The 25,469-nt window shown below is 58.8% G+C and carries 23 protein-coding genes; 14 read left to right on the forward strand and 9 right to left on the reverse strand.

Features of this window, described 5'->3' with window-relative positions:
• The first annotated feature begins 35 nt into the window (after positions 1-35).
• On the forward strand, positions 36-653 hold the full coding sequence (locus PH605_RS15320) for a tetratricopeptide repeat protein (RefSeq protein ID WP_078052044.1): 618 nt from the start codon (positions 36-38) through the stop codon (positions 651-653).
• A 46-nt stretch (positions 654-699) separates the two neighbouring features.
• Positions 700-1,269 carry a hypothetical protein gene (locus PH605_RS15325; protein WP_065656509.1) on the forward strand — a complete coding sequence of 190 codons (570 nt, stop codon included), beginning with the start codon at positions 700-702 and terminating at the stop codon, positions 1,267-1,269.
• Between the two features lie 42 nt (positions 1,270-1,311).
• Here the strand turns inward: PH605_RS15325 and PH605_RS15330 are convergent, their stop codons facing one another.
• The 3 genes from PH605_RS15330 to PH605_RS15340 all read right to left on the reverse strand — a co-directional run bounded on the left by PH605_RS15330 (position 1,312) and on the right by PH605_RS15340 (position 2,826).
• Complete coding sequence (locus tag PH605_RS15330) at positions 1,312-1,569, reverse strand: DUF2312 domain-containing protein (protein WP_026364047.1); 258 nt, start codon at positions 1,567-1,569, stop codon at positions 1,312-1,314.
• Positions 1,570-1,716: 147 nt separating this feature from the next.
• On the reverse strand, positions 1,717-2,022 hold the full coding sequence (locus PH605_RS15335; RefSeq protein ID WP_059755835.1) for a DUF1244 domain-containing protein: 306 nt from the start codon (positions 2,020-2,022) through the stop codon (positions 1,717-1,719).
• Between the two features lie 15 nt (positions 2,023-2,037).
• Entirely contained in the window at positions 2,038-2,826 is a 789-nt protein-coding gene (locus PH605_RS15340; RefSeq protein ID WP_065656510.1) for an N-formylglutamate amidohydrolase, read from the reverse strand.
• 291 nt (positions 2,827-3,117) lie between these two features.
• Here PH605_RS15340 and PH605_RS15345 point away from each other — a divergent pair, with 291 nt between their 5' ends.
• Together PH605_RS15345 and pyk are read left to right on the forward strand one after the other, a co-directional pair.
• Complete coding sequence (locus tag PH605_RS15345) at positions 3,118-3,504, forward strand: DUF1036 domain-containing protein (protein WP_020012242.1); 387 nt, start codon at positions 3,118-3,120, stop codon at positions 3,502-3,504.
• The gene (pyk, locus tag PH605_RS15350) at positions 3,504-4,943 is read left to right on the forward strand and encodes a pyruvate kinase (protein WP_065656511.1); all 1,440 of its coding nucleotides are present in this window, start codon (positions 3,504-3,506) and stop codon (positions 4,941-4,943) included. Before PH605_RS15345 ends, pyk begins: the two co-directional genes overlap by 1 nt.
• 85 nt (positions 4,944-5,028) lie before the next feature.
• Here the strand turns inward: pyk and PH605_RS15355 are convergent, their stop codons facing one another.
• Together PH605_RS15355 and PH605_RS15360 are read right to left on the reverse strand one after the other, a co-directional pair.
• Entirely contained in the window at positions 5,029-6,933 is a 1,905-nt protein-coding gene (locus PH605_RS15355; protein ID WP_161987913.1) for a DUF882 domain-containing protein, read from the reverse strand.
• Positions 6,934-7,108: 175 nt separating this feature from the next.
• The gene (locus PH605_RS15360; protein ID WP_078052048.1) at positions 7,109-8,656 is read right to left on the reverse strand and encodes a sigma-54-dependent transcriptional regulator; all 1,548 of its coding nucleotides are present in this window, start codon (positions 8,654-8,656) and stop codon (positions 7,109-7,111) included.
• A 169-nt stretch (positions 8,657-8,825) separates the two neighbouring features.
• Here PH605_RS15360 and PH605_RS15365 point away from each other — a divergent pair, with 169 nt between their 5' ends.
• Positions 8,826-10,676: a M3 family oligoendopeptidase gene (locus tag PH605_RS15365; protein WP_078052049.1), complete on the forward strand. Its 1,851-nt coding sequence runs from the start codon at positions 8,826-8,828 to the stop codon at positions 10,674-10,676.
• A 98-nt stretch (positions 10,677-10,774) separates the two neighbouring features.
• Positions 10,775-11,410 carry an aminotransferase class IV family protein gene (locus tag PH605_RS15370; protein ID WP_142845352.1) on the forward strand — a complete coding sequence of 212 codons (636 nt, stop codon included), beginning with the start codon at positions 10,775-10,777 and terminating at the stop codon, positions 11,408-11,410.
• Here the strand turns inward: PH605_RS15370 and PH605_RS15375 are convergent.
• Positions 11,407-12,315, reverse strand: coding sequence for a sensor domain-containing diguanylate cyclase (locus tag PH605_RS15375; RefSeq protein WP_142845353.1), 909 nt, complete (start codon positions 12,313-12,315; stop codon positions 11,407-11,409). The two genes, PH605_RS15370 and PH605_RS15375, sit on opposite strands and share 4 nt — an antisense overlap.
• 258 nt (positions 12,316-12,573) lie before the next feature.
• On the opposite strand from PH605_RS15375, the gene PH605_RS15380 reads away from it, so the two are divergent.
• The 6 genes from PH605_RS15380 to PH605_RS15405 all read left to right on the forward strand — a co-directional run bounded on the left by PH605_RS15380 (position 12,574) and on the right by PH605_RS15405 (position 19,649).
• Positions 12,574-14,019: a homospermidine synthase gene (locus PH605_RS15380; protein WP_078052052.1), complete on the forward strand. Its 1,446-nt coding sequence runs from the start codon at positions 12,574-12,576 to the stop codon at positions 14,017-14,019.
• Between the two features lie 149 nt (positions 14,020-14,168).
• On the forward strand, positions 14,169-14,543 hold the full coding sequence (gene omp10 / locus PH605_RS15385; protein WP_003506132.1) for an outer membrane lipoprotein Omp10: 375 nt from the start codon (positions 14,169-14,171) through the stop codon (positions 14,541-14,543).
• A 214-nt stretch (positions 14,544-14,757) separates the two neighbouring features.
• Entirely contained in the window at positions 14,758-16,686 is a 1,929-nt protein-coding gene (locus PH605_RS15390) for a 5'-nucleotidase C-terminal domain-containing protein (RefSeq protein ID WP_142845354.1), read from the forward strand.
• Positions 16,687-17,040: 354 nt separating this feature from the next.
• The gene (hemH, locus tag PH605_RS15395) at positions 17,041-18,075 is read left to right on the forward strand and encodes a ferrochelatase (protein WP_142845355.1); all 1,035 of its coding nucleotides are present in this window, start codon (positions 17,041-17,043) and stop codon (positions 18,073-18,075) included.
• Between the two features lie 57 nt (positions 18,076-18,132).
• Positions 18,133-19,182, forward strand: coding sequence for an SPFH domain-containing protein (locus PH605_RS15400; protein ID WP_125144965.1), 1,050 nt, complete (start codon positions 18,133-18,135; stop codon positions 19,180-19,182).
• Between the two features lie 2 nt (positions 19,183-19,184).
• A complete protein-coding gene (locus tag PH605_RS15405) occupies positions 19,185-19,649 on the forward strand; it encodes an NfeD family protein (protein WP_031233584.1) in 465 nt (154 codons plus the stop codon).
• Between the two features lie 36 nt (positions 19,650-19,685).
• Here PH605_RS15405 and PH605_RS15410 read toward each other — a convergent pair whose 3' ends face one another.
• Together PH605_RS15410 and PH605_RS15415 are read right to left on the reverse strand one after the other, a co-directional pair.
• Positions 19,686-20,681, reverse strand: a complete 996-nt coding sequence (locus PH605_RS15410; protein WP_142845356.1) for a KpsF/GutQ family sugar-phosphate isomerase — start codon at positions 20,679-20,681, stop codon at positions 19,686-19,688.
• A gap of 112 nt (positions 20,682-20,793) precedes the next feature.
• Complete coding sequence (locus PH605_RS15415; RefSeq protein ID WP_142845357.1) at positions 20,794-21,159, reverse strand: PAS domain-containing protein; 366 nt, start codon at positions 21,157-21,159, stop codon at positions 20,794-20,796.
• Positions 21,160-21,580: 421 nt separating this feature from the next.
• Between PH605_RS15415 and uppP the strand changes: the two genes are divergently transcribed.
• A complete protein-coding gene (gene uppP / locus PH605_RS15420; protein ID WP_142845358.1) occupies positions 21,581-23,092 on the forward strand; it encodes a polysaccharide biosynthesis protein UppP in 1,512 nt (503 codons plus the stop codon).
• Positions 23,093-23,151: 59 nt separating this feature from the next.
• Here the strand turns inward: uppP and galU are convergent, their stop codons facing one another.
• Positions 23,152-24,039 carry a UTP--glucose-1-phosphate uridylyltransferase GalU gene (galU, locus tag PH605_RS15425; RefSeq protein ID WP_065656524.1) on the reverse strand — a complete coding sequence of 296 codons (888 nt, stop codon included), beginning with the start codon at positions 24,037-24,039 and terminating at the stop codon, positions 23,152-23,154.
• A 195-nt stretch (positions 24,040-24,234) separates the two neighbouring features.
• Between galU and PH605_RS15430 the strand changes: the two genes are divergently transcribed.
• Positions 24,235-25,458, forward strand: a complete 1,224-nt coding sequence (locus PH605_RS15430; RefSeq protein WP_003519550.1) for a lytic murein transglycosylase — start codon at positions 24,235-24,237, stop codon at positions 25,456-25,458.
• Positions 25,459-25,469 lie beyond the last annotated feature (11 nt).

Raw genomic sequence — 25,469 nt, forward strand, 5'->3', positions numbered from 1 at the left:
TTGATATTGGGCGCAGTCGGGTTAAGCTTTAACCCATGCGCCCAAATCGTTTTTGCACGGCTATCATCCTCGCCCAGGGCTTCCTGTTTTCAAGCCTCCCGCTTTCGGGAATGGCTGCCATTGCCCACGCGGCAGACGGGCAACCGCCTGCTGTCGCGGACTCACCTTCACCCGCCAAGACGATCGACACGCTTTTCGCATCGCTGAAAAAAGAACGGAATGCGGTCAAGGCGCGCAGCATTGCTAACCAGATCGCCTCCGAATGGAATGATTCCGGCAGCGCAACGGTCAACCTGCTGATGCAATGGGCGGGCGAAGCCGCCGACGAAAAGCGCAACGCCGCCGCTTACGATTTTCTCGACCAGGTCATTCTGCTCGATCCGGACTATGTGCAGGCGCCCTATCGCCGCGCCATGGTGCATTTTGCCGATGGCGACACCCGCAAGGCGATGGCGGATATCAACCTGACGCTGGAAAGGGAGCCGCGCTATTTCCCGGCGCTGGCAAGCCTTGCCAACATCCTCGAAGCCTCGGGCCGCGACGAGCTGGCGTTGAAGGCTTGGGAACGTTATCTGGCGCTCTACCCCGCAGACAAGGACGCCCGCAAGGAGGCCGTCGACCTTTCGGAAAAGCTGGCCGGCACGCGCGGCTGAATTCGATACCACTGATTTTATTTATTGGACTTAGCAGGGCTTTATTTTGGCAGAGCAGAGTGAATTTAAAGCAGCCGAAAGTCTTTTAAACTCCATCGGAGACAATCCGAGTTTCGATATAAGCGAGTTCATAGATCGAATTTCCGTGACTGAGGATTGGGGGAAACTCATCGTCGCCCATATCTATCTGGATCACATCGTCACTGAAGTTTTGAACATGCATCTCGATCATCCCGCCTCATATTTCAACGGCCACAGATCGTTCGCTGAGAAGCTCAGCCTATGTCAGGCGCTGGGATATTTTCGTGATGAATTCGGCAATGTTCTAAGGGCCGTCAATAACTTACGGAATAGGTTTGCGCACAAACTGGTATTCCACGTTTCGGACGAAGAGAAGCGCAATTTGTTTCGTACTCTCACGACGGAACGCGCCACATCCGAAGTGACCCGGTCAGGCGGTTTCGAGGAGTTTCTGTTTACAGTCGTTATGTTTGCAGAGATTTCGCGATCCGCGGAAAAGCGCCAAGCCGAATTGTCAAAAGAGCACAAATTCGTAAGTGAAAAAATCCTGGAGCTTCTTATCGCCAACAAGGACGTGTTGGAAAATAAGATTTAGCCGCAGGGCGCACCCGGAAGTCGCCCCACAGCTAGCTGTTGATCATTCCATGCCAAGCGCAGCCATATACGTCTGAAGAATGGTTTCTTCCTCGATACGCTCGTTGGCGTCCTTTTTGCGCAAGCGGATAATGGTGCGGATCGCTTTGGTATCGTAACCACGGCCTTTGGCCTCACCGATTACGTCCTTGATATCGCCCTGAATGGCAGCCTTTTCTTCTTCCAGGCGTTCAATCCGTTCAATAATCTGGCGCAGTTCTGCGGCGGCGACGGTTTCGGTGGTGCTGGTATCGTCCATCATGTCATCCTTTATTGACGGCCCGCATGCGAGCCTTGTTCATTATTTCCGGGCGAAGCTTTCGCCGGTCGCCGCCGACGGGCAGCAGAATTCCGGCCTGTGAACTGCCCACTGAAAGGCGTCGCGTCAAGTCGTTTCCGTCGATCGGGGTTATTCCCTGGGCCTGTTCTGCTCAAAGGCGGCTTTCTGGGCATCACTCGCCTCCGCCTGATATTTTTCCTTCCAGTCCTCATAGGGCATGCCGTAGACGATTTCCCGGGACTCTTCCTTGCTGAGGGGAACGCCGGCCTCCTCGGCCGCTTCCCGGTACCAGTTGGACAGGCAGTTGCGGCAAAAGCCGGCGAGATTCATCAGGTCGATGTTCTGCACGTCGTGACGTTCGCGAAGGTGCTGCACGAGACGGCGAAATGCCGCCGCCTCGAATTCGACCTGCCGATTGTCGTTCTCATTCGTCATGGCAAAACTCCAGGCTCAATAGGGACCGGTGCGGGAGGCGAACTGCTGATATTCATGCAGGACGGGATCGTCGTTCATTGCGGCGAAAATGGGAGCGAGCCGGTCCGACCATTCGGCGATCCCCTCTTCATTCGCGATCAGATCCTGCCGAACCTCGAGAAGCGCATGCGGTATGCCCTTCATCATGCAATGGCGATACATGGTATCGCCCTTGAGCGCTCCGTCATAGGGCTCGTTGTCACCGACGAGGATGTCGCCCGTGGCCCGCAGATGCGCCAGAAGCGGATCGACCGCACGATGATCCGTATCCCACAGAACCGCCGCATGCCACGGCCGCGGCGTTTCCTTCCAGAACGGCGTGTAGGAATGCAGCGACAGAACCAGCGGCGCTTCTTCCGAGGCCTCGGCCACGCCGGTCAGCACACGATCCACGGCATTGTGATAGGGCCGGTGAAAAATCTCGATCCGCCTTTGCCATTCCTCGTCCGAAATCGGATGATTGCCAGGGATGATCGCCCCGTCGGAAATCTTCATGATGAGAGTGGGATCATCCTCGCCGCGATTCGGATCGATCAGCAGCCGGGAAAACCGCCCGAGCACCGCCGGCACGCCAAGGCGCGCGGCAAGTGAGCGCGTCAGCCCCTCTATACCGATATCAAATGCGATATGGCGATGAAAAGCGGTTTGCGGAAGGCCAAGTTTGCCGTAGTGTGCCGGCAGGAGGTTCATGGCATGGTCCGCCAGAAGAACCATGCCTTTGTCATAATCGCCTTCTATGATTTCATAGGGTATGAAGTCGTTCATCGATGATTTTCTGGGGCAGGATTGAGGAGAGAAGCTTGATGGCATGGCTTGAGGCCGGGCGCAAGTTGCGGCGAAAGAACAGCCATCTACCTTATCGCACTCACGATCCCACGAACAATATAATCGATTAAAATCGCGTTGACTTTCTTGGGCGGCCACGCCAAGAAGTGTGTTCATTATAACCATGGAATCCGGATGGAAGCCGTGACTCAGTCATCTCTCGCTCTTCCTCGCCACTTTCGGCATATCGCCCGTCTTTTTTCCGCAGCGGCATTGTTTCTGACCCCGTTCATGATCGCGGCGCCCGCGCATGCGGATTTTCGCGTGTGCAACAGCACGCAGAACCTCGTGGGGGTCGCAATCGGCTACCGGGCACAGGAGGGCTGGGTCAGCGAAGGCTGGTGGCAGGTCCCCTCCTCGACCTGCGCGACGCTGATCGAGGGTGAGCTGCAGTCACGTTATTATTATCTCTATGCCGAAGATGCCGCCCATGGCGGCCGCTGGACCGGTGACGTCAACATGTGCGTGGCGGAAAACGAGTTCAAGATCAACGGCGTGGACGATTGTTTTGCCCGCAGCTTCCAGAGAATGGGTTTCAAGGAATATGACACGGGCAGACAGGGCAGCTGGATGGTCCAGCTCTCCGATACGCCAGGCACACAGGGAAATCAAAACTGATGAAGCGTAACCGCAAAGTCAAAATTCTTGCAACTCTCGGCCCGGCCTCTTCCGAAGAGGCGATGATTGAGAAGCTGCATCTTGCTGGCGCAGATCTTTTCCGGATCAACATGAGCCATGCGAGCCACGACGTGATGCGGACGCTCATTCAGCGTATCCGTTCTGTCGAGAGCCGTACCGGCCGCCCCATCGGCATTCTGGCCGACCTGCAGGGTCCCAAGCTGCGCGTCGGAAAATTCGCCGAAAGCAAGGTCGAACTTGTTCCGGGCCAGACATTCACGCTGGACAATAACGACACGCCTGGTGACAACACCCGCGTTTTCCTTCCCCATCCGGAAATTCTCGAGGCGGTCAAGCCCGGCCATCGCCTGCTGATCGACGACGGCAAGCTGCATCTGCGCGCTGAAAAGAGCGACGGCAAGAGCATCGTCACCACCGTCATTTCCGGTACACGCATTTCCGACCGCAAGGGCATCAGCCTGCCGGATACGCTGCTCGGCGTCGGCGTTCTGACCGACAAGGACCGCGTCGATCTCGACGCCGTTCTCGCCACCGGCGAAGTCGACTGGGTGGCGCTTTCCTTCGTCCAGCGTCCGGAAGACCTTGCCGAAGTGCGCAAGATCGCACGCGGTCGCGTCGGCCTGATGTCCAAGATCGAAAAGCCGCAGGCTGTCGAGCGCATCGAAGAAATCATCGAGCTTTCCGACGCGCTGATGGTCGCCCGTGGCGATCTCGGCGTCGAAATGCCGCTGGAAGCCGTTCCGGGCATCCAGAAGCAGTTGACCCGCGCCTGCCGCCGCGCCGGCAAGCCGGTCGTGGTCGCCACGCAGATGCTGGAATCGATGATCACCGCACCTGTACCGACCCGCGCCGAAGTCTCCGACGTCGCCACCGCCGTCTTCGAAGGCGCGGACGCCATCATGCTTTCTGCTGAATCTGCCTCCGGCGACTACCCGGTCGAAGCGGTCTCCACCATGGCATCCATTGCCAGCACGGTGGAGCAGGACCCCTATTATTCCAATATCATCTACGCGCAGCGCGCCCAGCCGGAACCGACTGGCGCCGATGCCATTTCGCTCGCCGCCCGCCAGATCGCCGAAACGCTGAAGCTTGCGGCAATCGTCACCTATACGTCTTCGGGCACGACCGGCCTGCGCGCCGCGCGCGAGCGGCCGCAGGTTCCGATCATCGCGCTGTCGCCGATCATCCAGACCGCCCGCCGCCTGTCGGTCGTCTGGGGCCTGCACTGCGTCGTCACGGGCGATGCCAGCGACCTTGACGACATGGTGAACCGCGCTTGTCGCATCGTCGTTTCCGAAGGTTTCGGCAAGCCGGGCGATCGTATCATCATCTCCGCAGGCGTACCGCTCGGCACCCCCGGCGCGACCAATATGGTCCGCATCGCCTATATCGGCTCGGACGGCCAGAGCGGCGTCTAAAGCTTCAATATCCCGCATAAAAAACCCGCCGGTAACGGCGGGTTTTTTGTTGGCCTCTCGGCTGTCTTACTTAATGAAAGCGGGCTCAGTGCATCTTCACCGGCGTGCTGAAGCGGCTGGATTCGATGGCAACGGCACCGGGCTTGAAGCTCGCCGAGGTCGCGGAAGCCGACATGTCGTTGCTGAGCATGCGGTTGGCGACAACACGCGGCGCCTTTACCGAGCGTCCGGTCGTGCCCTTGTTCTGATTGAGCGCCCAATCCGAAATCAGATCCTGCGTCAGACGTCCACCGCCCACCATGGCCTGCTGGGAAACGGCGGCATCCTGCCTGCTCGGGCGCGAACCCTTGGTCGGCATGCCGGCGCTGAGGCCGCCATTGATCGCAGGTTTCAGGTCGAAAGCATCACCGAAGCCAGCCTGCGGTTCGGCCTTGGCCGTTTCGGCGGGTGCGACGGTAACCTTATGGTTGACGGCGGCCGGGAATGGCGCGGCTGTCGGCATGGCAGCCGACTGGACATGCGACCGGGCGGCCTGACCGCTCTGTTCAAGAGCCGCAACCACCGTCGGCGAAAGCGTATCCTCCTGCGCCTCGGCGAGATCGTCCTCACCTTCTGGATCGGCATTGGCCGCCGCCAGCAGGGCTTCCGCCACGGCCGGACGATTGGCAGGAACCGGAACAGAAGCGAGTTCGCCGGTCGCAGCCGGTGTCGCACCATCTGCGGACGCCGTCAGGATCGATCCTTCCGCATCACCTTTCATGCCACGCGGCCCAAGAAGTGTGGGCACCGGCACGGATACCTCAGCCAAATCGGCAAATTGCTGGCGCTCGGCCGGCGCGGAAGCCGGAGTCGGCGTGGTCGCTGCCTGCAGGGCATCCTGTGCGGCATTGCGGGCCGGCGAATAAAGCGCAGTCGCAAGGCCGGTATTGGCCGGCGGCTGGTTACCGAAGGCGGGTCGAGCCGTCGGCAGCGGCGCATCGTTCACGCCGGGAAGCGCCTGTGCCGAAGCAACTGCAATGGTGGGTTCAGGCTCGGGAGCCGCCTGCTGCGGAGCCGCCGGACGGGCGACAGCCGGGCGTTCTGCGGGCTCCGGCGCTGCGATGCTATCGGGATCTTCATCCTCGTCACCGCCGCCAAAGAGGGCCTGCAGCAACGTCTTGCGCTTGCCGCCGCCAGATGAGGCAGGGCCGGCACCGGCGCTGGAAGCAACCTGAATGGAGGAGGAGCTGACACGCTTCTTGTAATCGGCGAGCGCCTGCTCATAACCGGGAAGCGGCTTACCGTCGGAAGGAAGATGCAGCGTATTGCCGTTCGGGAAGATGCGGACGAGTTCCTGGCGGCTCATGCGCGGCCAGGCGCGAACGCCGCCGACATCCATGTGCACGAAGGGAGAGCCCGACGTCGGATAGAAACCGACGCCACCGATCTGCATCTGCATACCGATTTCACGAAGGCGGGCAAGCTTCACACCGGGGATATAAAAATCCATGGCCTTGCCGAGCATATGCTGGCTTTTTTCCGCGACACCCTTGGTGCGTGTGCGCAGCAAACCGTTGGTTTCCGGCGAGCGGAAAGCCGAAACGACGTTGATATAGTCGGTCGCGCCGCTGCGGCGATAAACTTCCCAGACGAGATCGAAAAGGCGCGGGTCCATGCGTGTCGGCTGGTTGCGCCGCCAGTCGCGCAGGAAGCGGTTCAGCTCCTGCAGACCTTTCTGGTCATATTTTCCATTGCGCTTGAAGGTGATGACCGCCTTCTCGCGTGTATGGATATAATACAGTTTGAGGCTTCGCGTCTCGGCGGCGGCTTCCGTCGCCGAAACACCTACGAAAGGCATTGCGGCGAGCATCAGGCAGGCAAAGGTGACAGCGCGCGCCGACAGCTTCGTGCATATATCCTTGATCAAGCCGCGCGCGATCTTTGTCGAAAGCGCGTTATTCCGATGCAGATATGGCAATTCGATCCCCGCCTGGAAGACAATTTCTGTCACATTGCCTCAAATGAACGTCAAATACGGTGACACGATGGCAAAATTGCCACACACATACAACCTTCCTCTACATAGTGAATCAGCCACTAACAAGAGGTTTATAGACGGTAAGCGGATATCCTTGCTCAGAAGTTAACGAATTTACGATCTGCCTTCGAATACGGGGGTTGTGCGCTCAGGCTGCATCTCGAAGGGGATCGTCGGGATCGATGCCATAATCTTTCAGCTTTCGGTAAAGAGTCGAACGGCCGATACCAAGCTTTCTGGCAACCTGACTCATCTGCCCACGATAGAAGCGCAGGGCGAAACGGATGAGCTCCTCTTCGATCTCGGCCAGTTTGCGGATATTGCCCGATTCATCCATGCTGGAGATCAGGTTTCCGCCCCGGTAGATAGTGGTGGAAATATCCGACGGCTCCTCCATGACGGCGTGGTTTTCAGCGGCCGGTGGCGGGGCCGGCGAATAGGCCGCAAGTTTCAGAGACGCTCCCGATGGTGTGCGGATGACATCGTCCGCATCGTCACCGGTCGAAAATTCCGGCAGCTGAAGCGCGATCTGCGGAAAATCGAAATCCGAGAGTTCCTCGCCCTGTGAGAGCACTACCGCACGGAAGACGGCGTTTTCGAGCTGGCGGATATTGCCCGGCCAGTCATAGGCCGTCAGCAGCGCCAGCGCGCTGGCGTCGAGGCCGACGGGATTTGGCAATTTCTGTTCCGCCGAAAAGCGCTCGGCGAAAACCCGCGCCAGATGGGGAATATCTTCCTTGCGGCGGCGCAGCGCCGGAATAGTGATCGGGAAGACATTGAGGCGATAATAAAGGTCCTCGCGGAAGCGACCTTCCTTCACCTCTTCGATGAGGTTCTTGTTGGTGGCGGAGATCAGCCGCACATTCACCTTCTGCACCCGTGCGGAGCCGACGGTTTCGATTTCGCCCTGCTGGACCGCGCGGAGCAGCTTCACCTGCACGTCCAGCGGCAGATCGCCGATTTCATCGAGGAACAGCGTGCCGCCATCCGCCTCCATGAATTTGCCGACATGTTTTTCCGTCGCGCCTGTGAAGGCTCCCTTTTCGTGGCCGAAGAGGATGCTTTCCACGAGATTATGGGGAATGGCGCCGCAATTGACGGTGATGAACGGCTTGCTCGCCCTGTCTCCGGCCGACTGGATGGCGCGGGCGACCATTTCCTTGCCCACACCGGATTCGCCTTCCAGCACCACGGGAATGCTGGACTGGGCGGCGCGCTGCGCGAGTTCGATGACCCTCAGCATTGCGGGGCTTGCGGAAACGATATCGGTAAAATTCACTGCATTGCTCCGTCCGCGCCGGCCCGTGCGGGCCTTTGCCTCTCTCCTGTCGAGCTTGAGCGCATTGGAGATGGCGGCGCCGATCCTTTCCGGCGAAACCGGCTTGACGACAAAATCGAAAGCGCCGGCGCGCATGGCCTGCACAACGGTATCGATGCCGCCCTGCCCCGTCTGGACAATGACGGGAACATCGGTGCCGAGTTCGCCGATAGCTTTGAGAAAGGTAAGCCCGTCCATTTCAGGCATCATGAGGTCGAGGACGATGACATTGATCTCGCCGCTATATTGCTTGAGCAGTTCCAGCCCCGCCTTGCCGTTTTCGGCGAGCAAGGCGAGATGCCCATAACGTTCCACCGCATTTTTGAGCAGGCGGCGCTGGACGGGATCATCGTCTATCACGAGAACATGCGCGGTCATTTTTAGCTCCGGTTTCCGGTTTATGGACCTGCTTCATGCGGTCCCTTATTCCGCACTCTCGCATGGGAGACTTGAACATCCAGTTTTGAGAATTGCTTGCATTTTATCCATTGCCGCGGGAAACAAGGTCCCCATATGCTTCGCACGCATAATCAGAAGGACACGTTCGATGACCCTCAACCGCCCTACCCCGCAACCCGTCTTCTCCCTTGCCGAAACCACCGGTCCGGCGCTTGGCGACCTGCCCGGCTGGAAGCTCTCGGACCTCTATCCGTCGGGTGATTCGCCGGAATACAAGGGCGATCTCGACAAGGCGGCGTCGATGGCGGCGGCTTTCGAGAAGAAATGGAAGGGCAAGCTTGAAGCAGCCGCGAAGGCGAAGGGCGAAAACGGCATCGGCGCCGCGCTCAAGGAATATGAAGCGCTGGACGATCTCATTGGCCGCATCGGCTCCTTTGCCGGGCTCACCTATTTTTCCGATACGTCGAACCCGGCGAATGGCAAGCTTTACGGCGATGCCCAGGCGAAGCTGACGGATATTTCCTCTCACCTCCTGTTCTTCACCCTTGAGCTCAACCGCATCGATGACGCCACGATGGACGCCTGCATGGCGAATGACGCCGCGGCGGGTCACTACCGCCCGTGGCTGGTGGATTTGCGCAAGGACAAGCCGCACCAGCTCGACGACCAGCTAGAGCAGCTGTTCCTCGAAAAATCGATGACCAGCGCAGCGGCCTTCAACCGCCTGTTCGACGAGACGATGGCCGACCTGCGTTTCGACATTGACGGCGCGAGCCTGCCGCTGGAAGTGACGCTCAACATGCTGCAGGAGCCGGAGCCGGAAACCCGAAAGAAAGCGGCTCAGGCGCTGAGCGCAACCTTCAAGGACAATCTGCGCGTCTTCACGCTCATCACCAACACGCTTGCCAAGGACAAGGATATTTCCGACCGCTGGCGCAAATTCGAGGATATTGCCGATAGCCGTCATCTCGCCAACCGCGTCGAGCGCGAGGTGGTCGATGCCTTGGCGGCGGCGGTCAAGAAGGCCTATCCGCGCCTCTCGCATCGTTATTACGCCATGAAGGCGAAATGGCTCGGCATGGAGCAGATGAATTATTGGGACCGCAACGCGCCGCTTCCCGATACGTCGAACACCATCATTTCCTGGGATGAGGCAAAGGACACCGTGCTTTCCGCCTATGGCAATTTCGCCCCCGAGATGGCCGATATTGCCCGCCGTTTCTTCGATGAAGAGTGGATCGACGCGCCGGCCCGCCCCGGCAAGGCGCCAGGCGCCTTCGCGCATCCGACCGTGCCCTCGGCCCATCCTTACGTGCTCGTCAACTATCTCGGTAAACCGCGCGACGTGATGACGCTTGCCCATGAGCTTGGCCATGGCGTGCATCAGGTGCTGGCCGGGGAGCAGGGCGCCTTGATGTGCGCGACGCCGCTGACGCTTGCCGAGACCGCCTCCGTCTTCGGGGAAATGCTGACCTTCCGCAAGCTGCTCGACGACACGAAAGATGTCCGGGAACGCAAGGCCATGCTCGCCCGCAAGGTCGAGGACATGATCAACACGGTCGTGCGCCAGATCGCTTTTTATGAATTCGAGCGCAAGCTGCACACCGCCCGCAAACAGGGAGAACTGACCTCCGAGCAGATCGGTGAATTGTGGCTGTCCGTTCAGGCCGAGAGCCTTGGTCCGGCAATCCGGATTTCCGAAGGCTACGAGACATGGTGGACCTACATCCCCCATTTCATTCACTCGCCGTTTTATGTTTATGCCTATGCCTTCGGCGACTGCCTGGTGAACTCGCTCTATGCGGTTTACCAGAAGGCCGAGACGGGTTTTCAGGAGAAATATTTCGAGCTTCTGAAGGCGGGCGGCACCAAGCATCATTCGGAGCTTCTGAAACCCTTCGGCCTCGATGCGACCGATCCCTCTTTCTGGGACAAGGGGCTTTCGATGATCGAGGGGCTGATCGACGAGCTGGAAGCGCTGGATAACAAACAGGCTTAATCTCTTCCGCCGGCAGGGCTATCCTATTTCGGACAAGCTTTGCCGGTTGATATTGCCGGCGGAGACACCGGCAACAATTCGGGCGACGAGCACAGGCAATGAAACGCAAACCCGCCGATCTGACCTTGAGGGAAACCCTGCGCTGGGAGCCGCAGACCGGCTTTCAGCGCATCGACCAGCATATACGCCGATTGCTGCGCTCCGCCGACGCGCTCGGTTTTCGCGCGCCGGTCAATGCGGTTCAGGTGCTGGAAAAAAAGGTGGGTGGTGAAAAGCCGCTCTGCGTCAGGCTGGTCATGAACTACAAGGGCGAACTCGATATCGAAACCGCCGACTTCCAGCCCTTGCGGCAGGATGCCGTCTGGCGGGTTCGCATCGCCCGGCAGACCACGCTTGACTCCACCGATACCTTCTATCGCCACAAGTCCTCACGCCGCGAGCCCTATGATGCCGCCCGGGCCGAATTTTCAGCCGGGGAGGCCGACGAGGTGCTGCTGCTCAACGAGCGCGGTGAGTTGTGCGAGGGATCGTCGACCAGCATTTTCGTCGAAATGCCGGATGGGCAATTGCTGACGCCGCCGCTCGACAGCGGCATTCTGCCGGGTGTGCTGCGCGCCGATCTGATCCGCGAACGCAGGGCGCGCGGACAGGCGCTGAAACCGGAATACATTGCCGGCCGGAAACTCTTCGTCGGCAATTCGCTGCATGGGTTGATTGCGGCGGAACTCGTTTAAACAGTCACCGCCAGAAGCCGGTCGCGGCCTTTTTCCTTGGCCGCATAAAGAGCCTGATCCGCCCGCATGAAAACATCGTCGGCGCTTTCGGACGCGCGATAGACCGTCAGCCCAGCTGAACAGCTATAGGAAAAGTCCGGAAATTCGGAGAGAGGCCTTGAAAGGCGCACCTTCTGCAGCAGCCGTTCGACGACCTCCCGGCCCTCGGCCACCGTGCTGCGCGGCAGGATGAGCATGAATTCCTCACCGCCGATCCTGCCGAAACAATCCACCCGCCGGATGACGGAATGGGCGATGCCGACGAAATCGCGAAGCACCGCATCCCCGCATTTATGACCGAAACGGTCGTTGATCTGCTTGAAGAAATCGATATCGAGCGTGCACAGGCAAAAAGGCGTTTCCAGCCCCTTGGCAACCCGCTCCACCTGCAAAGCCAGCTTGGCGAAGACGAAACGGCGGTTTGCCGTTCCCGTCAATTCATCGGTCTGCGAGGCGCGGACTGCCAGATCCCGGTCCTGCCGCAGCGTTCTGTAGCCCTGGCGCAATTCGGTGACGTCGCTTGCAACGCACAGCATCCAGCCATCCTGCTGCACCGTTTCCGTCATCCAGAACCAGCGGCCGTCATGCATATCCATCTCAAAGGCGCGGTAAGGCAGCTTGCCGCGCCGGGACTGCGCCGACAGCAGCCATCCCTCGAAATCATTGTTGCGGACGACGACACCGGTGCGCAGCCGATGGTTCAGCCGCATGATATCCGCCCAGGTCGGGAAATCGCCGGCGGCGAGCTGAAAGCTTTCCCGAAACGACGGATTGGCATGGCGCAACCGGTCCTCGGAATCGTAAAGCGCAATAAGAACGGGGGTGGCACTCTGAAGCGCTGCGACACGCTCGATAAGATTATTCAACAGGCAACTCTCCCGTGATGGCGAAAATTCCCCCGTCGTCATCCGGCCAAAGCCCCCAAGCCTTTGGACATAGAGAGGAAAAGAAGAACTTAATTATAAACGCACTATCTAAAATGCGAAGAGGCAGAATGCGGTGGAAAGGGTGCGCGCGCCCGCCTTGCCGTCGCCATCGTCATATGTCCGTCATCCACCTGCCCTTTATTGTGGCACGCTTTTATGATCTAGCTTACTTATTGGCTAAAAAAGGAAAATTGACGAATGACGGATAAAAACCACCCGATTTACGGCGATATTGACGGCCCCATCATCATGATCGGCTTCGGCTCCATCGGGCGCGGCACTCTTCCGTTGATCGAACGTCATTTCAATTTCGACAGGACCCGGCTCGTCGTCATCGATCCGCGCGAAGACATCGCCGCCTTTCTGGCCGAAAGGAACATCCGCCATATCCAGACGCATCTGACCAAGGAAAACTACCGGGAGATTCTCAAGCCGCTCCTCAAGGGCGTTCAGGGCCAGGGCTTCTGCGTTAATCTTTCGGTCGATGCCGCCTCCGTCGATCTGATGCGGATTTGTCGCAAACATGGCATGCTTTACATCGACACGGTCGTCGAACCCTGGCCCGGTTTTTATTTCGACGCCGATGCCGATAATGCGGCCAGAACCAATTATTCGCTGCGCGAAACCATGTTGAAGGAGAGGGCGCGCAAGCCGGGCGGCACGACGGCGGTTTCCACCTGCGGTGCCAATCCGGGCATGGTGTCCTGGTTCGTGAAACAGGCACTCGTCAATCTCGCCAAAGATACCGGCCTCGACATCGAGGAGCCGCAGCCGCATGACCGCGATGGCTGGGCAAAGCTGATGAAGCGGCTTGGCGTCAAGGGCGTTCACGTGGCCGAACGCGACACCCAGCGGGCGAAGGAACCGAAGCCCTTCAGCGCTTTCTGGAACACATGGTCCGTCGAAGGTTTTATCGCGGAAGGTTTTCAGCCGGCCGAACTCGGCTGGGGAACGCATGAAAACTGGATGCCGAAAAACGCAAAAAAGCAGAAAAAGGGAAGCAAGGCGGCGATCTATCTCGATCAGCCCGGCGCCAATACGCGGGTGCGGACATGGTGTCCGGGCCTTGGGCCGCAATACGGATTTCTCGTCACGCATAACGAAGCGATTTCGATTTCCGACTATTTCACCGTCCGCAACGATGATGGCAACGTGACCTATCGGCCAACCTGCCATTATGCCTACCATCCCTGCAATGACGCCATTCTTTCCCTGCATGAGCTTTTCGGCAATGGCGGCACCCCCCAGCCGATCCAGCATGTGCTCGGCGAAGACGAGCTTGTCGACGGCGCCGATGAACTCGGCGTTCTTCTTTATGGCCATGACAGGAATGCCTATTGGTATGGCTCGCGGTTGAGCCTGCAGGAAGCACGCTCACTCGCCCCCAACCAGAATGCGACCGGATTGCAGGTCAGCTCCGCTGTGCTCGCGGGCATGGTCTGGGCGATTGAGAACCCGCAGGCCGGCATCGTCGAGGCGGATGAAATGGATTACCGCCGTTGCCTTGAGGTGCAGCGCCCCTATCTCGGGCCCGTCGAGGGACATTATACCGACTGGAAGCCGACCGATGGCCGCCCCGGCCTGTTTCCCGACAATATCGATACGTCCGATCCCTGGCAGTTTCGCAACATCCTCGTGCGCTGACGGGAGGGAGTCTCATATTTGTCACGCCGGGGCTTTCCTGCACGACATCAGGAACCGGGGAGAGCGAACAACGTTGCCTTGAAATAAGCAACGCTTCGCGGCATGGTCGAAGCACAGAAGGTTTCATCGAATCGCAGGAGAACAGGCCTATGAACTTCAAGACAAGCGCTGCTTTGCTTTCAGCCGCCATCGCGGTGTCTTCATGCGTCGCGCCGGGTCCCTCCCAGCAGACCTCGATGGCGCCTTCGCTTTCCCGCGGCCCGGCCGTCGACGGTCGCTGGATCGACCGCAACGGCATCGTATCGACATTCCAGAACGGCGCCTTCTCCACCCGTTCGACCGATACCAACACGCTTCTGGCCTCCGGCACCTATGTCACGATCTCGCCAACGCTTTACGAAATCAACATGACCTCGCTGGTGCGCAACACGCAGTCGCGCGTCAACTGCGCCCTCGTCTCCCCGTCACAATTGAACTGCACGACGGACACGAACAGCCAGTTCTCGCTGACGCGCCAGGGCTGATAACGTCACCTTTTCAAAGAGATGATCTTCTGGAACGCACGCCTCAGGCGTGCGTTTTCGTTTATTGTGCGCCTGTCATAATTTCGCTTGCGGCGATTGCCGCTAAATGGAAACATCGCGCTTTGAAAGACTGACATGATTTCAGATTAGAAAATGAGCACGGCCGGAGGATGATCGACCCCCGGGCTTCCGCTTTGAACAGGAGAGAGGGACCATGAAGAAAATTTTGGGACTGGGCATGCTGAGCGTTTCGGCGATAACGCTTTCGGCCGGAGCGGCTCTGGCCGATTACGAGCTCAACATTCTTCACATCAACGATTTTCACTCCCGTATCGAATCGATCAACAAGTTCGACTCGACCTGCTCGGCTGAAGAAGAAGGCAAAAACGAATGCTTCGGCGGCGCCGCCCGTCTTCTGACTGCAATCAATCAGACCCGTGATGCCCTGAAGGCTCAAGGCAAGAATGTCCTCCTGCTCAATGCCGGCGACAATTTCCAGGGATCGCTGTTCTACACCACCTACAAGGGCACGGTGGAAGCGGAAGTGCTGAACGCCATGAAGTTCGACGCCATGACCGTCGGCAACCATGAGTTCGATGACAGCGAGGACGGGCTTGCCGGCTTCCTAGACAAGGTGCAGTTCCCCGTCGTGACCGCCAATGTGGTGGCCACCACCGCCTCGAAAATCGGCGATCGCGTCAAGCCGTCCATCGTGCTCGAAGTCGGCGGACAGAAAATCGGTATTGTCGGCGCGGTCGCGAACGACACGGCGGAACTGGCAACGCCCGGTCCCAATATCACCATCGCCGAAGATGTCGCGAAAATCAGCGAGCAGGTGCAGAAGCTGAAGCAGGACGGCGTCGACAAGATCATTGCGCTGACCCATGTCGGCTATCCCCGCGATCTCGAATTCATCGCCAAAATCCCTGACGTCGACGTCGTGGTCGGCGGCCACACACATACGCTGCTTTCCAACACCGACCAGAAGGCCGAAGGCCCCTATCCCACCCTCGTCGACAATCCCGGCGGCTACAAGGTTCCGGTCGTTCAGGCCGGGCAGTACAGCAAATATCTGGGCGACCTCAAAGTGGTCTTCGATGACAGTGGCGTGGTCAAGGAAAGCAAGGGCGATCCAATCCTCATCGACTCCTCCTTCAAGCCCGATGAAGCCACGCTGAAGCGCATCGATGAGCTGAAGGCGCCGATCGAGGCTCTGAAGTCGAAGGTCGTCGGCTCCTCGGAAGGCCCGATCGAGGGAGACCGCAAGGTTTGCCGCGTGAAGGAATGCTCCATGGGCAATCTGGTGGCGGATGCAACGCTTGCGCGCGTCAAGGATCAGGGCGTGACCATCGCTTTCGCCAATAGCGGCGGCCTGCGCTCCTCCATCGATGCCGGCGATGTCTCCATGGGCGAAGTGCTGACGGTTCTGCCGTTCCAGAACACCGTCGCAACCTTCCAGCTGAAGGGCGAGGATATTCGCGCCGCCCTCGAAAACGGCGTCAGCCAGATCGATGACGGCGCTGGTCGTTTCATGCAGGTCTCCGGCCTGAAATATTCCTTCGACCGCTCGAAGCCGGCCGGCGGCAGGGTCGTTTCGGTCGACGTCAAGGAAGGCGACGCTTTCGTGCCTCTCGATCCCGCCAAGACCTACATCGTCGCGGCCAATAATTACGTGCGTACCGGCGGCGACGGCTTCAAGGTCTTTGCGACCAAGGCCATCAACGCCTATGACTTCGGCCCCAACCTCGAGGAAGCCGTTGCGGCCTATATTACCGCCAACAGCCCCTATAAGCCCTACACGGATGGCCGTATCAGCGAAGTGACGCCTGCCGGTTATGTCGCTCCGGCAAAGCCTGCGGCACCTGCGCCGGCCGCAACCGCACCTGCGCCGACCGCTACACCCGCGCCCGCAGCACCTGCCGCTACTGCACCTGCTGCCACGGCACCGGCCGCCACGACGACGCCCGCAGCCGCCGCTGCAGCCGCCAGCAAATATGTCGTTGAAAAGGGCGACTCGCTCTGGAAGATCGCAGCCGAGAAATATGGCGACGGCGCTCTCTGGAGCAGGATTGCCAAGGCAAACACGCTGAAGCATCCGAACCACATCGAGATCGGCGAGGAGCTGGAGCTGCCGGCTCAATAAGCCGGACGGGAACAGACAGGGCAATTTGCCGCAGACAGGAAACCGGCCCTCGGAAATCGGGGCCGGTTTCTTATTTTCCTTTTAAAAACAAATTCTTACAGATCAAATTTTGGCAAAGGACATCCTGCAGCGCCCCCCGCCCCGGAAATAGCCTCCGCCGGTGGTTTAATCCTGAAAAATTTCGTCTAGAACACATGAACAAATTGACGGCACGAGCGTATAGCTCGGGCATTGCCGGCCCAACCCCGTCGCGGTTTGCGTTCGGCGCGCATAAACAGAAGATGGAGCGTTTCCGCCCTTGTCCGAAACGGAACCGCTCCTCACACAACCAGTCCGAGTTTCAGGGTGTCATTCATGGCGACAGAACTATCCGCACTCCCCGCAAACCATCCCCGCACGGCATTTGGCAAGGTCGGCGTCCTGCTCGTCAACCTCGGCACGCCTGACGGTACGGACTATTGGCCGATGCGCCGTTATCTGGCGGAATTCCTGAGCGACAAGCGGGTAATCGAATGGTCGCGTCTCTACTGGTATCCGATCCTTTACGGCATTGTTCTCAACAAGCGCCCGCAGAAAGTCGGCAAGGCCTATGAGGAGATCTGGAACCGCGAGCGCAATGAAAGCTATCTGCGCACCTATACTCGCAGCCAGGGCGAGCTGCTGGCAGAAGCGCTGAAGGACCTGCCCAATGTCGCGGTCGACTGGGGCATGCGTTACGGCCAGCCCTCCATCGCCTCCAAGATCGACGCGCTGAAGGAACAGGGTTGCGAAAAAATCCTGCTTTTCCCGCTTTACCCGCAATATGCCGCATCGACCACGGCAACCGTGAACGACAAGGCTTTCGAGCATTTGATGAAGCTGCGCTGGCAGCCCGCCATCCGCACCGTGCCGCCCTATCACGACGATCCGGCCTATATCGAGGCGCTCGCCGCCTCGGTCAAAAACCATCTGGCGACGCTGGACTGGGAGCCGGAAATGCTGATCACCTCTTTCCACGGCATTCCGCAATCCTATTTCAAAAAGGGCGATCCCTATTATTGTCACTGCCAGAAAACCGCACGGCTGCTGCGCGAGGCGCTGGGGCGGACAGAGAAAAATTTCATGATCACCTTCCAGTCGCGTTTCGGACCGGAAGAATGGTTGCAGCCCTATACCGACAAGACCGTGGAAAAGCTGGCCTCGGAAGGCATCAAGCGCATCGCCGTAATGAATCCCGGCTTCGTTTCGGATTGTCTTGAGACACTGGAAGAAATCGCCGGTGAAGCGGGCGAGATTTTCCTGCATAATGGCGGAGAGAAATTTACCCATATTCCCTGCCTGAACGACAGCGCCGAGGGCATGAATGTTCTCGAAAAGGTTGTGCGGCGGGAGTTGCAAGGATGGGTGTAATCTTGCCATAACGATGCCGGGGTAAAACCCGGACGGTTCCGATCAGGAGGAAAAGTGATGATTGCATTGGGCGGTTTCGACATCGTCGTCATGGCAGCGGTGGTTCTCGTTATTCTGGTGCTGTTTGCCGGCATCAAGACCGTCCCCCAGGGGCATCGTTACACGGTTGAACGGTTCGGGCGCTACACCCGCACACTCGAGCCGGGCCTGAACCTCATCGTGCCGTTCTTCGAAACCATCGGTTCGAAAATGAACGTGATGGAGCAGGTCCTTCATATACCGACACAGGAAGTCATCACCCGCGACAATGCCAGCGTCTCCGCCGACGCCGTCACTTTCTATCAGGTCCTCAATGCCGCGCAGGCCGCCTATCAGATCGCCAATCTGGAAATGGCCATCGAAAACCTCACCATGACCAATATCCGTTCGGTGATGGGCTCGATGGACCTCGACGAATTGCTGTCGAACCGCGACGCCATCAACGACCGCCTGCTGCGCGTGGTGGACGAGGCGGTGGGACCATGGGGCATCAAGGTCACCCGTATCGAAATCAAGGACATCGCACCGCCGAAGGATCTCGTCGATTCCATGGCGCGGCAGATGAAGGCCGAGCGCGAAAAACGCGCGCAGGTGCTGGAAGCCGAAGGCGCCCGCAATGCCCAGATCCTGCGCGCGGAAGGCGCAAAGCAATCCGCCATTCTGGAGGCGGAAGGCCAGCGCGAGGCGGCATTCCGCGATGCCGAGGCGCGCGAGCGTCTGGCCGAGGCCGAAGCCAATGCCACCCGCATGGTCTCGGAAGCCATCGCCGCCGGCAATGTCCACGCCATCAACTATTTCGTCGCCCAGAAATATACCGAGGCTCTGGCGGAGATCGGGACGGCGAAGAATTCCAAGATCGTGCTGATGCCGATGGAGGCTTCGGCGCTGATCGGTTCCCTCGGCGGTATCGGCACGATTGCGAAAGAGGTTTTCGGTGACAGGGGCGATGCGCCGACTGCGCCCGCCGCGTCCACAGCACCCCGTTCCGTGCCGCCGACGCGGCCTTCCGGCCAGAGCATCAACGTCACGATCCCCGGTAATCCCTTCGGCTCTTCATCGGAGAAGTGATGATGCTGCAACGGCTTGCCACTGAGCTGGGACCATGGAGCTGGTGGATTGTCGCCTTCGTGCTTCTGGCCGCCGAACTCATCGCTCCCGGCGTATTCCTGATCTGGATCGGCCTCGCCGCGCTGGTCATCGGCGCGGTCTCGCTGCTTTTATGGGATGCGGCATTCTGGGCCTGGCAATTGCAGCTGGTGCTGTTTGCCGCGCTTTCCGTCGTCTTCGCCCTGCTCGGCCGGAAATATTTCGGCAGGAACCGGGCGGCAAGCGACGAGCCCTTCCTCAACCAGCGTGAGGCAAGCCTTGTCGGCCGCACCGCTACCCTTCAGGAGCCGATTGTCGAAGGGCGTGGCCGGATCAGGCTGGACGATACCTGGTGGCCGGTCAACGGCGAAGACCTGCCGGCCGGCACCCGGGTGAGAATTGCTTCCGCACGCGGACGCACGCTGACAATCGAGCCGTTGGACCGATAGGTTTTCAGGAACATTTTTTCAGGATCGGCGCTGGCTTCAAGCCACGCCAATTCTCAAGAGATCGTGGAAATGCACCAGCCCGATGGGCCGGTTGTCGTCATCGATGACAATCAGCGCGCCAATGTGGTATTTTTCCAGCGTCGCCAGCGCGCTGGTCGCCAGCACCGATTTTTTGACGGTCTTCGGCGTGCGGGTCATGATGTCATCGACCGTCATTTCGGCGAGGTTGCGCGACAGGTTGCGCGCCATATCGCCTTCGGTGACGATGCCGCACAGGCGGCCATCCTCGTCCAGAATACCGACGCAGCCGAAATGCTTGCGGGAGAGAACCCCGACCGCTTCCGGCATGGCCGTTCCCTTGTTGACCAGCGGCACACGATCACCGGTATGCATGATATCGCTAACCAGCGTCAGGCTCGCCCCCAGCTTGCCGCCGGGATGAAACACCTTGAAATCGCCCGCGGTGAAATTGCGCGCCTCCAGCAGCGCAACGGCAAGGGCATCGCCCAGCGCAAGCTGCATCAACGTTGAGGTCGTCGGCGCAAGGCCGAGCGGGCAGGCTTCCTGCTCATTGGGAACCAGCAGCACGATATCGGAAGCCTGTGCCAGCGATGAATTTTCCGAGCAGGTGAGCGCTATCAACGGAATGGAGAAACGGCGCGAATAGTTGATGATGCTGCGCAGTTCGGCGCTTTCGCCGCCCTTGGAAATGGCCAGCACCACATCATCGCCGCCGATCATGCCCAGATCGCCGTGATTGGCCTCCGCCGCATGCACAAAAAAGGCAGGCGTTCCGGTGGAGGCGAAGGTGGCGGCAAGCTTCGCGCCTATGTGGCCGCTTTTACCGACCCCGGTAATGATGAGACGGCCATTCGACTGGCCGATGGTCTCGATCGCCTTGCAGAAGGGGTCTGAAAGACCGTTCCTCAGAGCATCCTCAAGGGCGGCAAGGCCAGCCCGCTCCATCGAAATCGTCCGCACGGCGGATTCGATGGCATTGTCTTCGACCAGTTTGACGGCGCGCGTAATCATGGCCGACTGTTACTCTTTCAGCCGGAATAAGTCCACTCTCCAGCCCGTCGGCGCGGGGTTTTAGTCGATGTCGTCCGAAAATGTTCGACGGTTTCAGTCCAACGACATGTCATCAATGACGCCGGTCCGGCGAAGAAATCTCCTCCATCGTTCCAAGGCGCTTGAAAGGGATGTTTTCCTCGTCGACCAGATATCGCCCGAGCGTCCTTACCCATGAGACCGAGCCGTCGCTGCGGCGCACGGCATATTCCTGATTATAAAAACTCGCGGCCTTGAGGGTGATCAACGCCGTTTCGATCACATGGTTTCGATGATCGAGGTCCACTTTTTCAAGCATCTGAAAAATGCTGATGCCCTGCATCGCTTCCCGCAGCGGAATCCCGAAGAGTTCAGCACATACTTCATCTAGGTAGAAACGGTCATTGGTAATATCCCAACAATAAAAACCGACCTGCTTGGCGTTCAAAACGGGATTCATGAAACGGCGCTGTCACACAAAATAAAATTCAATACCACTTGCTGCGCAATATACGATCAGCCGCTGTAAACTATAGGGCAATTCCGTGCCAAATTGAAACGTTTTAATCTTCTCATATTAGAATTTTTTTGCATTTATGACTATTCTTCTCCAGTAACCGAGGTGAGTGAAATCGAGCCGCCCGATTGAGCGATGGGGTGTCTCTGCTTTTCCCTCGCCTGCCATAACACTGAAATCCCGTCGATCTTTATCAACTGTTAACCATAAAAAACCTATTGTTAAAGCGATGTTAAAACTTGCGTCGCCTGTCTGGTCCCTGGTTTCTTCACGTCATTTCATCGGCCTGTCACTCATCGGGCCTGAGGAGATGTCTTGTTGGCCCTTCGATCCGGCATCGGCCAAACTCGCCGGGTGAAAAGGAATGAGCGTGAAGGGCACCGCCACACGTCTGCCGACGTCGCGGAAAGCAGCAACCCTGCTGCTCGCCTGCACGATTTTTTACCCACAGGGAAGCACCTTCGCGCAGACTGCAACGACAGCCATACCGGTATTGCCGGGCAGCGCTTCTGCCGTCGACGGAGCAGCTTCCCCCACACCGGCGACGGACAATGGGTTGAGCACCGGCACTGGCACTGGCGCTGTCACGGCCACAGCCACGCCCACGCCTGCACCGCAACTCTGGCGTCCGTCCAACAATCCCGGCGATCCGATTTACGAACAGCAGGACGAAGCGGGCCAACCCTATGCCGAGGGCGAAAACCCCTATGAGCCAACGGTGGACGGTGGCGAAAATCCACGGATAGCCACCGAACCCGGCCAGACGCCCGGCATCCGGCTCGGCACATTCCTGCTACGGCCCTCGATCAGCCAGACGATCAATACGGAAAAGCAGACGAATACCGGCGGCCCTTCCAGACGCAATTATCTGACGACAGGCATACGCGGTACGCTCACCAGCGACTGGTCCCGTCACGCCTTGACGGTGACGGGCGACGGCGCCTGGGAGAGGAACTTCGGCAGCGACAAGGACGGCGAAGAACCCCGGGCAAGGGTAGAGGCCGATCTGCGCCTTGATCTCGGCGAAGAAACGACGGCCAATCTCAAGGCCGGTTACGAATTCAGCCGCGAAGACACGACGGACCCTAATGCTCTCACCGGCGCTGCCGTGCAGGGCGGCGAACACCGCTTCACCAGCAGCGCATCGATAGAGCGGGATTTCGGCAAGCTGCGCGGCCTGGCGGCGCTCGATCTCTCGCGCACGGTCTATACGGATGCTAAAGGCGTCGACGGCCGGCCGATCAGCCTCAGTGACCGCGACCAGAACGGCGCGAACCTGCGCGGACGCATCGGTTATGAATTGTCGCCAGCGCTCATCCCCTTCCTCGAACTGAATGCCGGGACGACCAAATATGACAGGCGTCTCGACAATTCGGGCTATGCCCGCTCCTCCAATGCCTATGGGGCGAAGGTCGGCGCGGAAGTCGATCTTGGCGAGAAGACCCGCGGCGAGGCCGCCATCGGCTATCTGCGCAAGCAATATGACGACGATCGCCTCGCCTCGATAGGCGCATTGACGCTGGATGGCGAACTCAACTGGTCACCTCAGCGGGGCACCAATGTCAATCTCGGCCTGCGCACGACGATAGAGGACTTTGCCGGCGGACCGCAGGGTGGCTGGATTTCCTATCGGCTGGATGCCGGCCTGACCCACGAATTGCGCAGCAACCTCGTTGCCCGCCTGACGGGACAGATCGTGCATCGCACATTCCCCTCTTCCGACATGGAAAATGCCGTTGAATATACCGCTGGCGCCGGCCTGACCTGGGGACTGAACCGCTATCTCGACCTGACGGCGGACGTCAGCTATCAGTGGACACCGGTTTATGACAGCAGCGAGCTGCGCGTCGGCGCAGGACTTGTCCTTAAGCGATAGGCTTCGGCCAAAAAGAAATCCCGGCGCTGAGGCCGGGATTCCGTTGTTGTTCTGGTGAATTACTTCAGCCCGTTGATCAGGGCCTTGATCGGCTCTTCGATCGCCGGGCGAATATCGCCACGCTCCAGCGCGAAGGCGACGTTGGCAAGAATGAAACCATCCTTGGCGCCGCAATCGAAGGTCTGTCCACGGAAATGATATCCGGAGAACTGCTGCGACTTGGCAAGCGTCAGCATGCCGTCCGTCAGCTGGATTTCGTTGCCGGCGCCACGCTCCTGATTTTCGAGAATGTCGAAAATCTCGGGCTGAAGAATATAACGGCCGTTGATATAGAAATTCGACGGCGCCGTACCCTTGGCAGGCTTTTCGACCATTTCAGTGATCTTGAAACCTTCACCCACGGCATCACCCACGCCGACGATACCGTATTTATGCGTCTGGTCGGGAGCGCATTCCTGCACCGCGATGACGTTGCCCTGGGTCTGGTCGTAAAGTTCGACCATGCCCTTGAGGCAGCTTTTCTGCGAATGCATGATCATATCGGGCAAGAGCACGGCGAAAGGCTCGTCACCGACGATATCACGGGCGCACCAGACCGCATGGCCAAGACCGAGCGGCACCTGCTGGCGCGTGAAGCTCGCGGTGCCCGCCTTGGGCAGAAGGCCGGCCAGCAATGTCAGCTCGGCATTCTTGTTGCGCTCGCGCAGCATCTGTTCAAGTTCAAATTGAATATCAAAATAATCTTCGATCACCGCCTTGCCGCGGCCGGTGACAAATACAAAATGCTCGATGCCCGCTTCCGCCGCCTCATCGACGACGTATTGAATGACCGGCTTGTCGACGACGGTGAGCATTTCTTTCGGAACCGCCTTGGTTGCGGGCAGGAAACGCGTGCCGAGACCTGCGACCGGAAATACGGCCTTCCGAATTTTCTTCTGTTCTACCACATATCCCTCCTGAGAGATAAAACTTGATCACAATCCCCGCACGCTGTTGTTATTTCAAAAATAACAACGTTTTGTAAAGGGTGACGCTACCATCTATTAATGGTAAAGAATTTGTTGACGTTCTTTTGTTATCCATGATGACGCCCGATGCGTTTTCGCAATCGAAATGACATTCGAGAGAACGAAAGACAGACGATGACAAAGATGATCCTTTCAGATGTCCGCAAATTCGGCTGCATGGTGGTTGCAGGCCTGGCAATCTCGCTGGCGCCCGTTTCGGCCCGCGCCGATCAGGGATTCCGTCAGTGGATCAACCAGTTCTATGCAACAGCCGCGAAAGAAGGCATTAGCAAGGCGACCTATCAGAAGGCCTTTGCCGGTGTCAGCGAGCCGGATCCGGATGCGCTGCGCAAGGCCACCTTCCAGCCGGAATTCACCACGCAGATCTGGGATTATCTCGATTCCCGCGTCAATCCGTACACGGTGCGGATCGGCCGCGAGATGAAGATGAAGCACGCAACGACCCTCAACTGGATCGAGCGTAACTTCAACGTCGACAAGCACATCATTCTCGCCATCTGGTCGATGGAATCGAATTACGGCGCGGTTCTCGAAAAGCCGGAACGGCTGCACAACATCCCGCAGGCGCTGGCAACGCTCGCCTATTCCGATCCCAAACGCGCCAAATTCGCGCGCACGCAATTGATCGCCGCTCTGAAGATTCTTCAGGCGGGCGATGTCACGCCGAAACAGCTGACAGGCTCCTGGGCGGGCGCGATGGGTCACACCCAGTTCATTCCCACCAGCTACCTGCTTTATGCGGTGGATGCGGATGGCAACGGCAAGCGCGACATCTGGCACTCCGTTCCGGACGCACTGGCAACCGCTGCCAATCTTCTTTCCAAAAACGGCTGGGAGCCTGGCCGGACCTGGGGTTATGAAACCGCCGTTCCGCGTGGCGGCGCCCGTTATGAAGGGCAAACGAAGACCATTGCGGAATGGACGAAGCTCGGCTTTGCCCGCCCGAACGGCAAGAACTTCACGCGCGGTTCCGATCGCGCCATGCTGAAATTGCAGGGCGGAGCAAACGGCCCCGGCTTCCTGATGATGAAAAACTTCTTCACCATCAAGAAATACAACGCCTCCGACAGCTATGCGCTCGCCGTCGGCCTGCTTGCGGATGAGATCGCCGGTTATGGCGGCATGCAGCAGAAATGGCCGCGCCCCGATGGGACGCTGGACATTCGTGAAAAATTCGAGCTGCAGACCCGCATGAAGGAGCTCGGCTATTATGACGGCGAGGTGGATGGGAACTTCGGCTCCGGTTCGAAAGCCGCCATCAGCGCCATCCAGTCGCGCATGGGTATGGAAACCGACGGCCAGCCGTCGCAGCGGTTGCTGAGAGCCCTGCGCAATTGATAATGTGCCGG

Source organism: Agrobacterium sp. CFBP 3001 (genome assembly GCF_027871605.1).
In the GTDB taxonomy this organism is placed as follows: Bacteria; Pseudomonadota; Alphaproteobacteria; order Rhizobiales; family Rhizobiaceae; genus Agrobacterium; species Agrobacterium leguminum.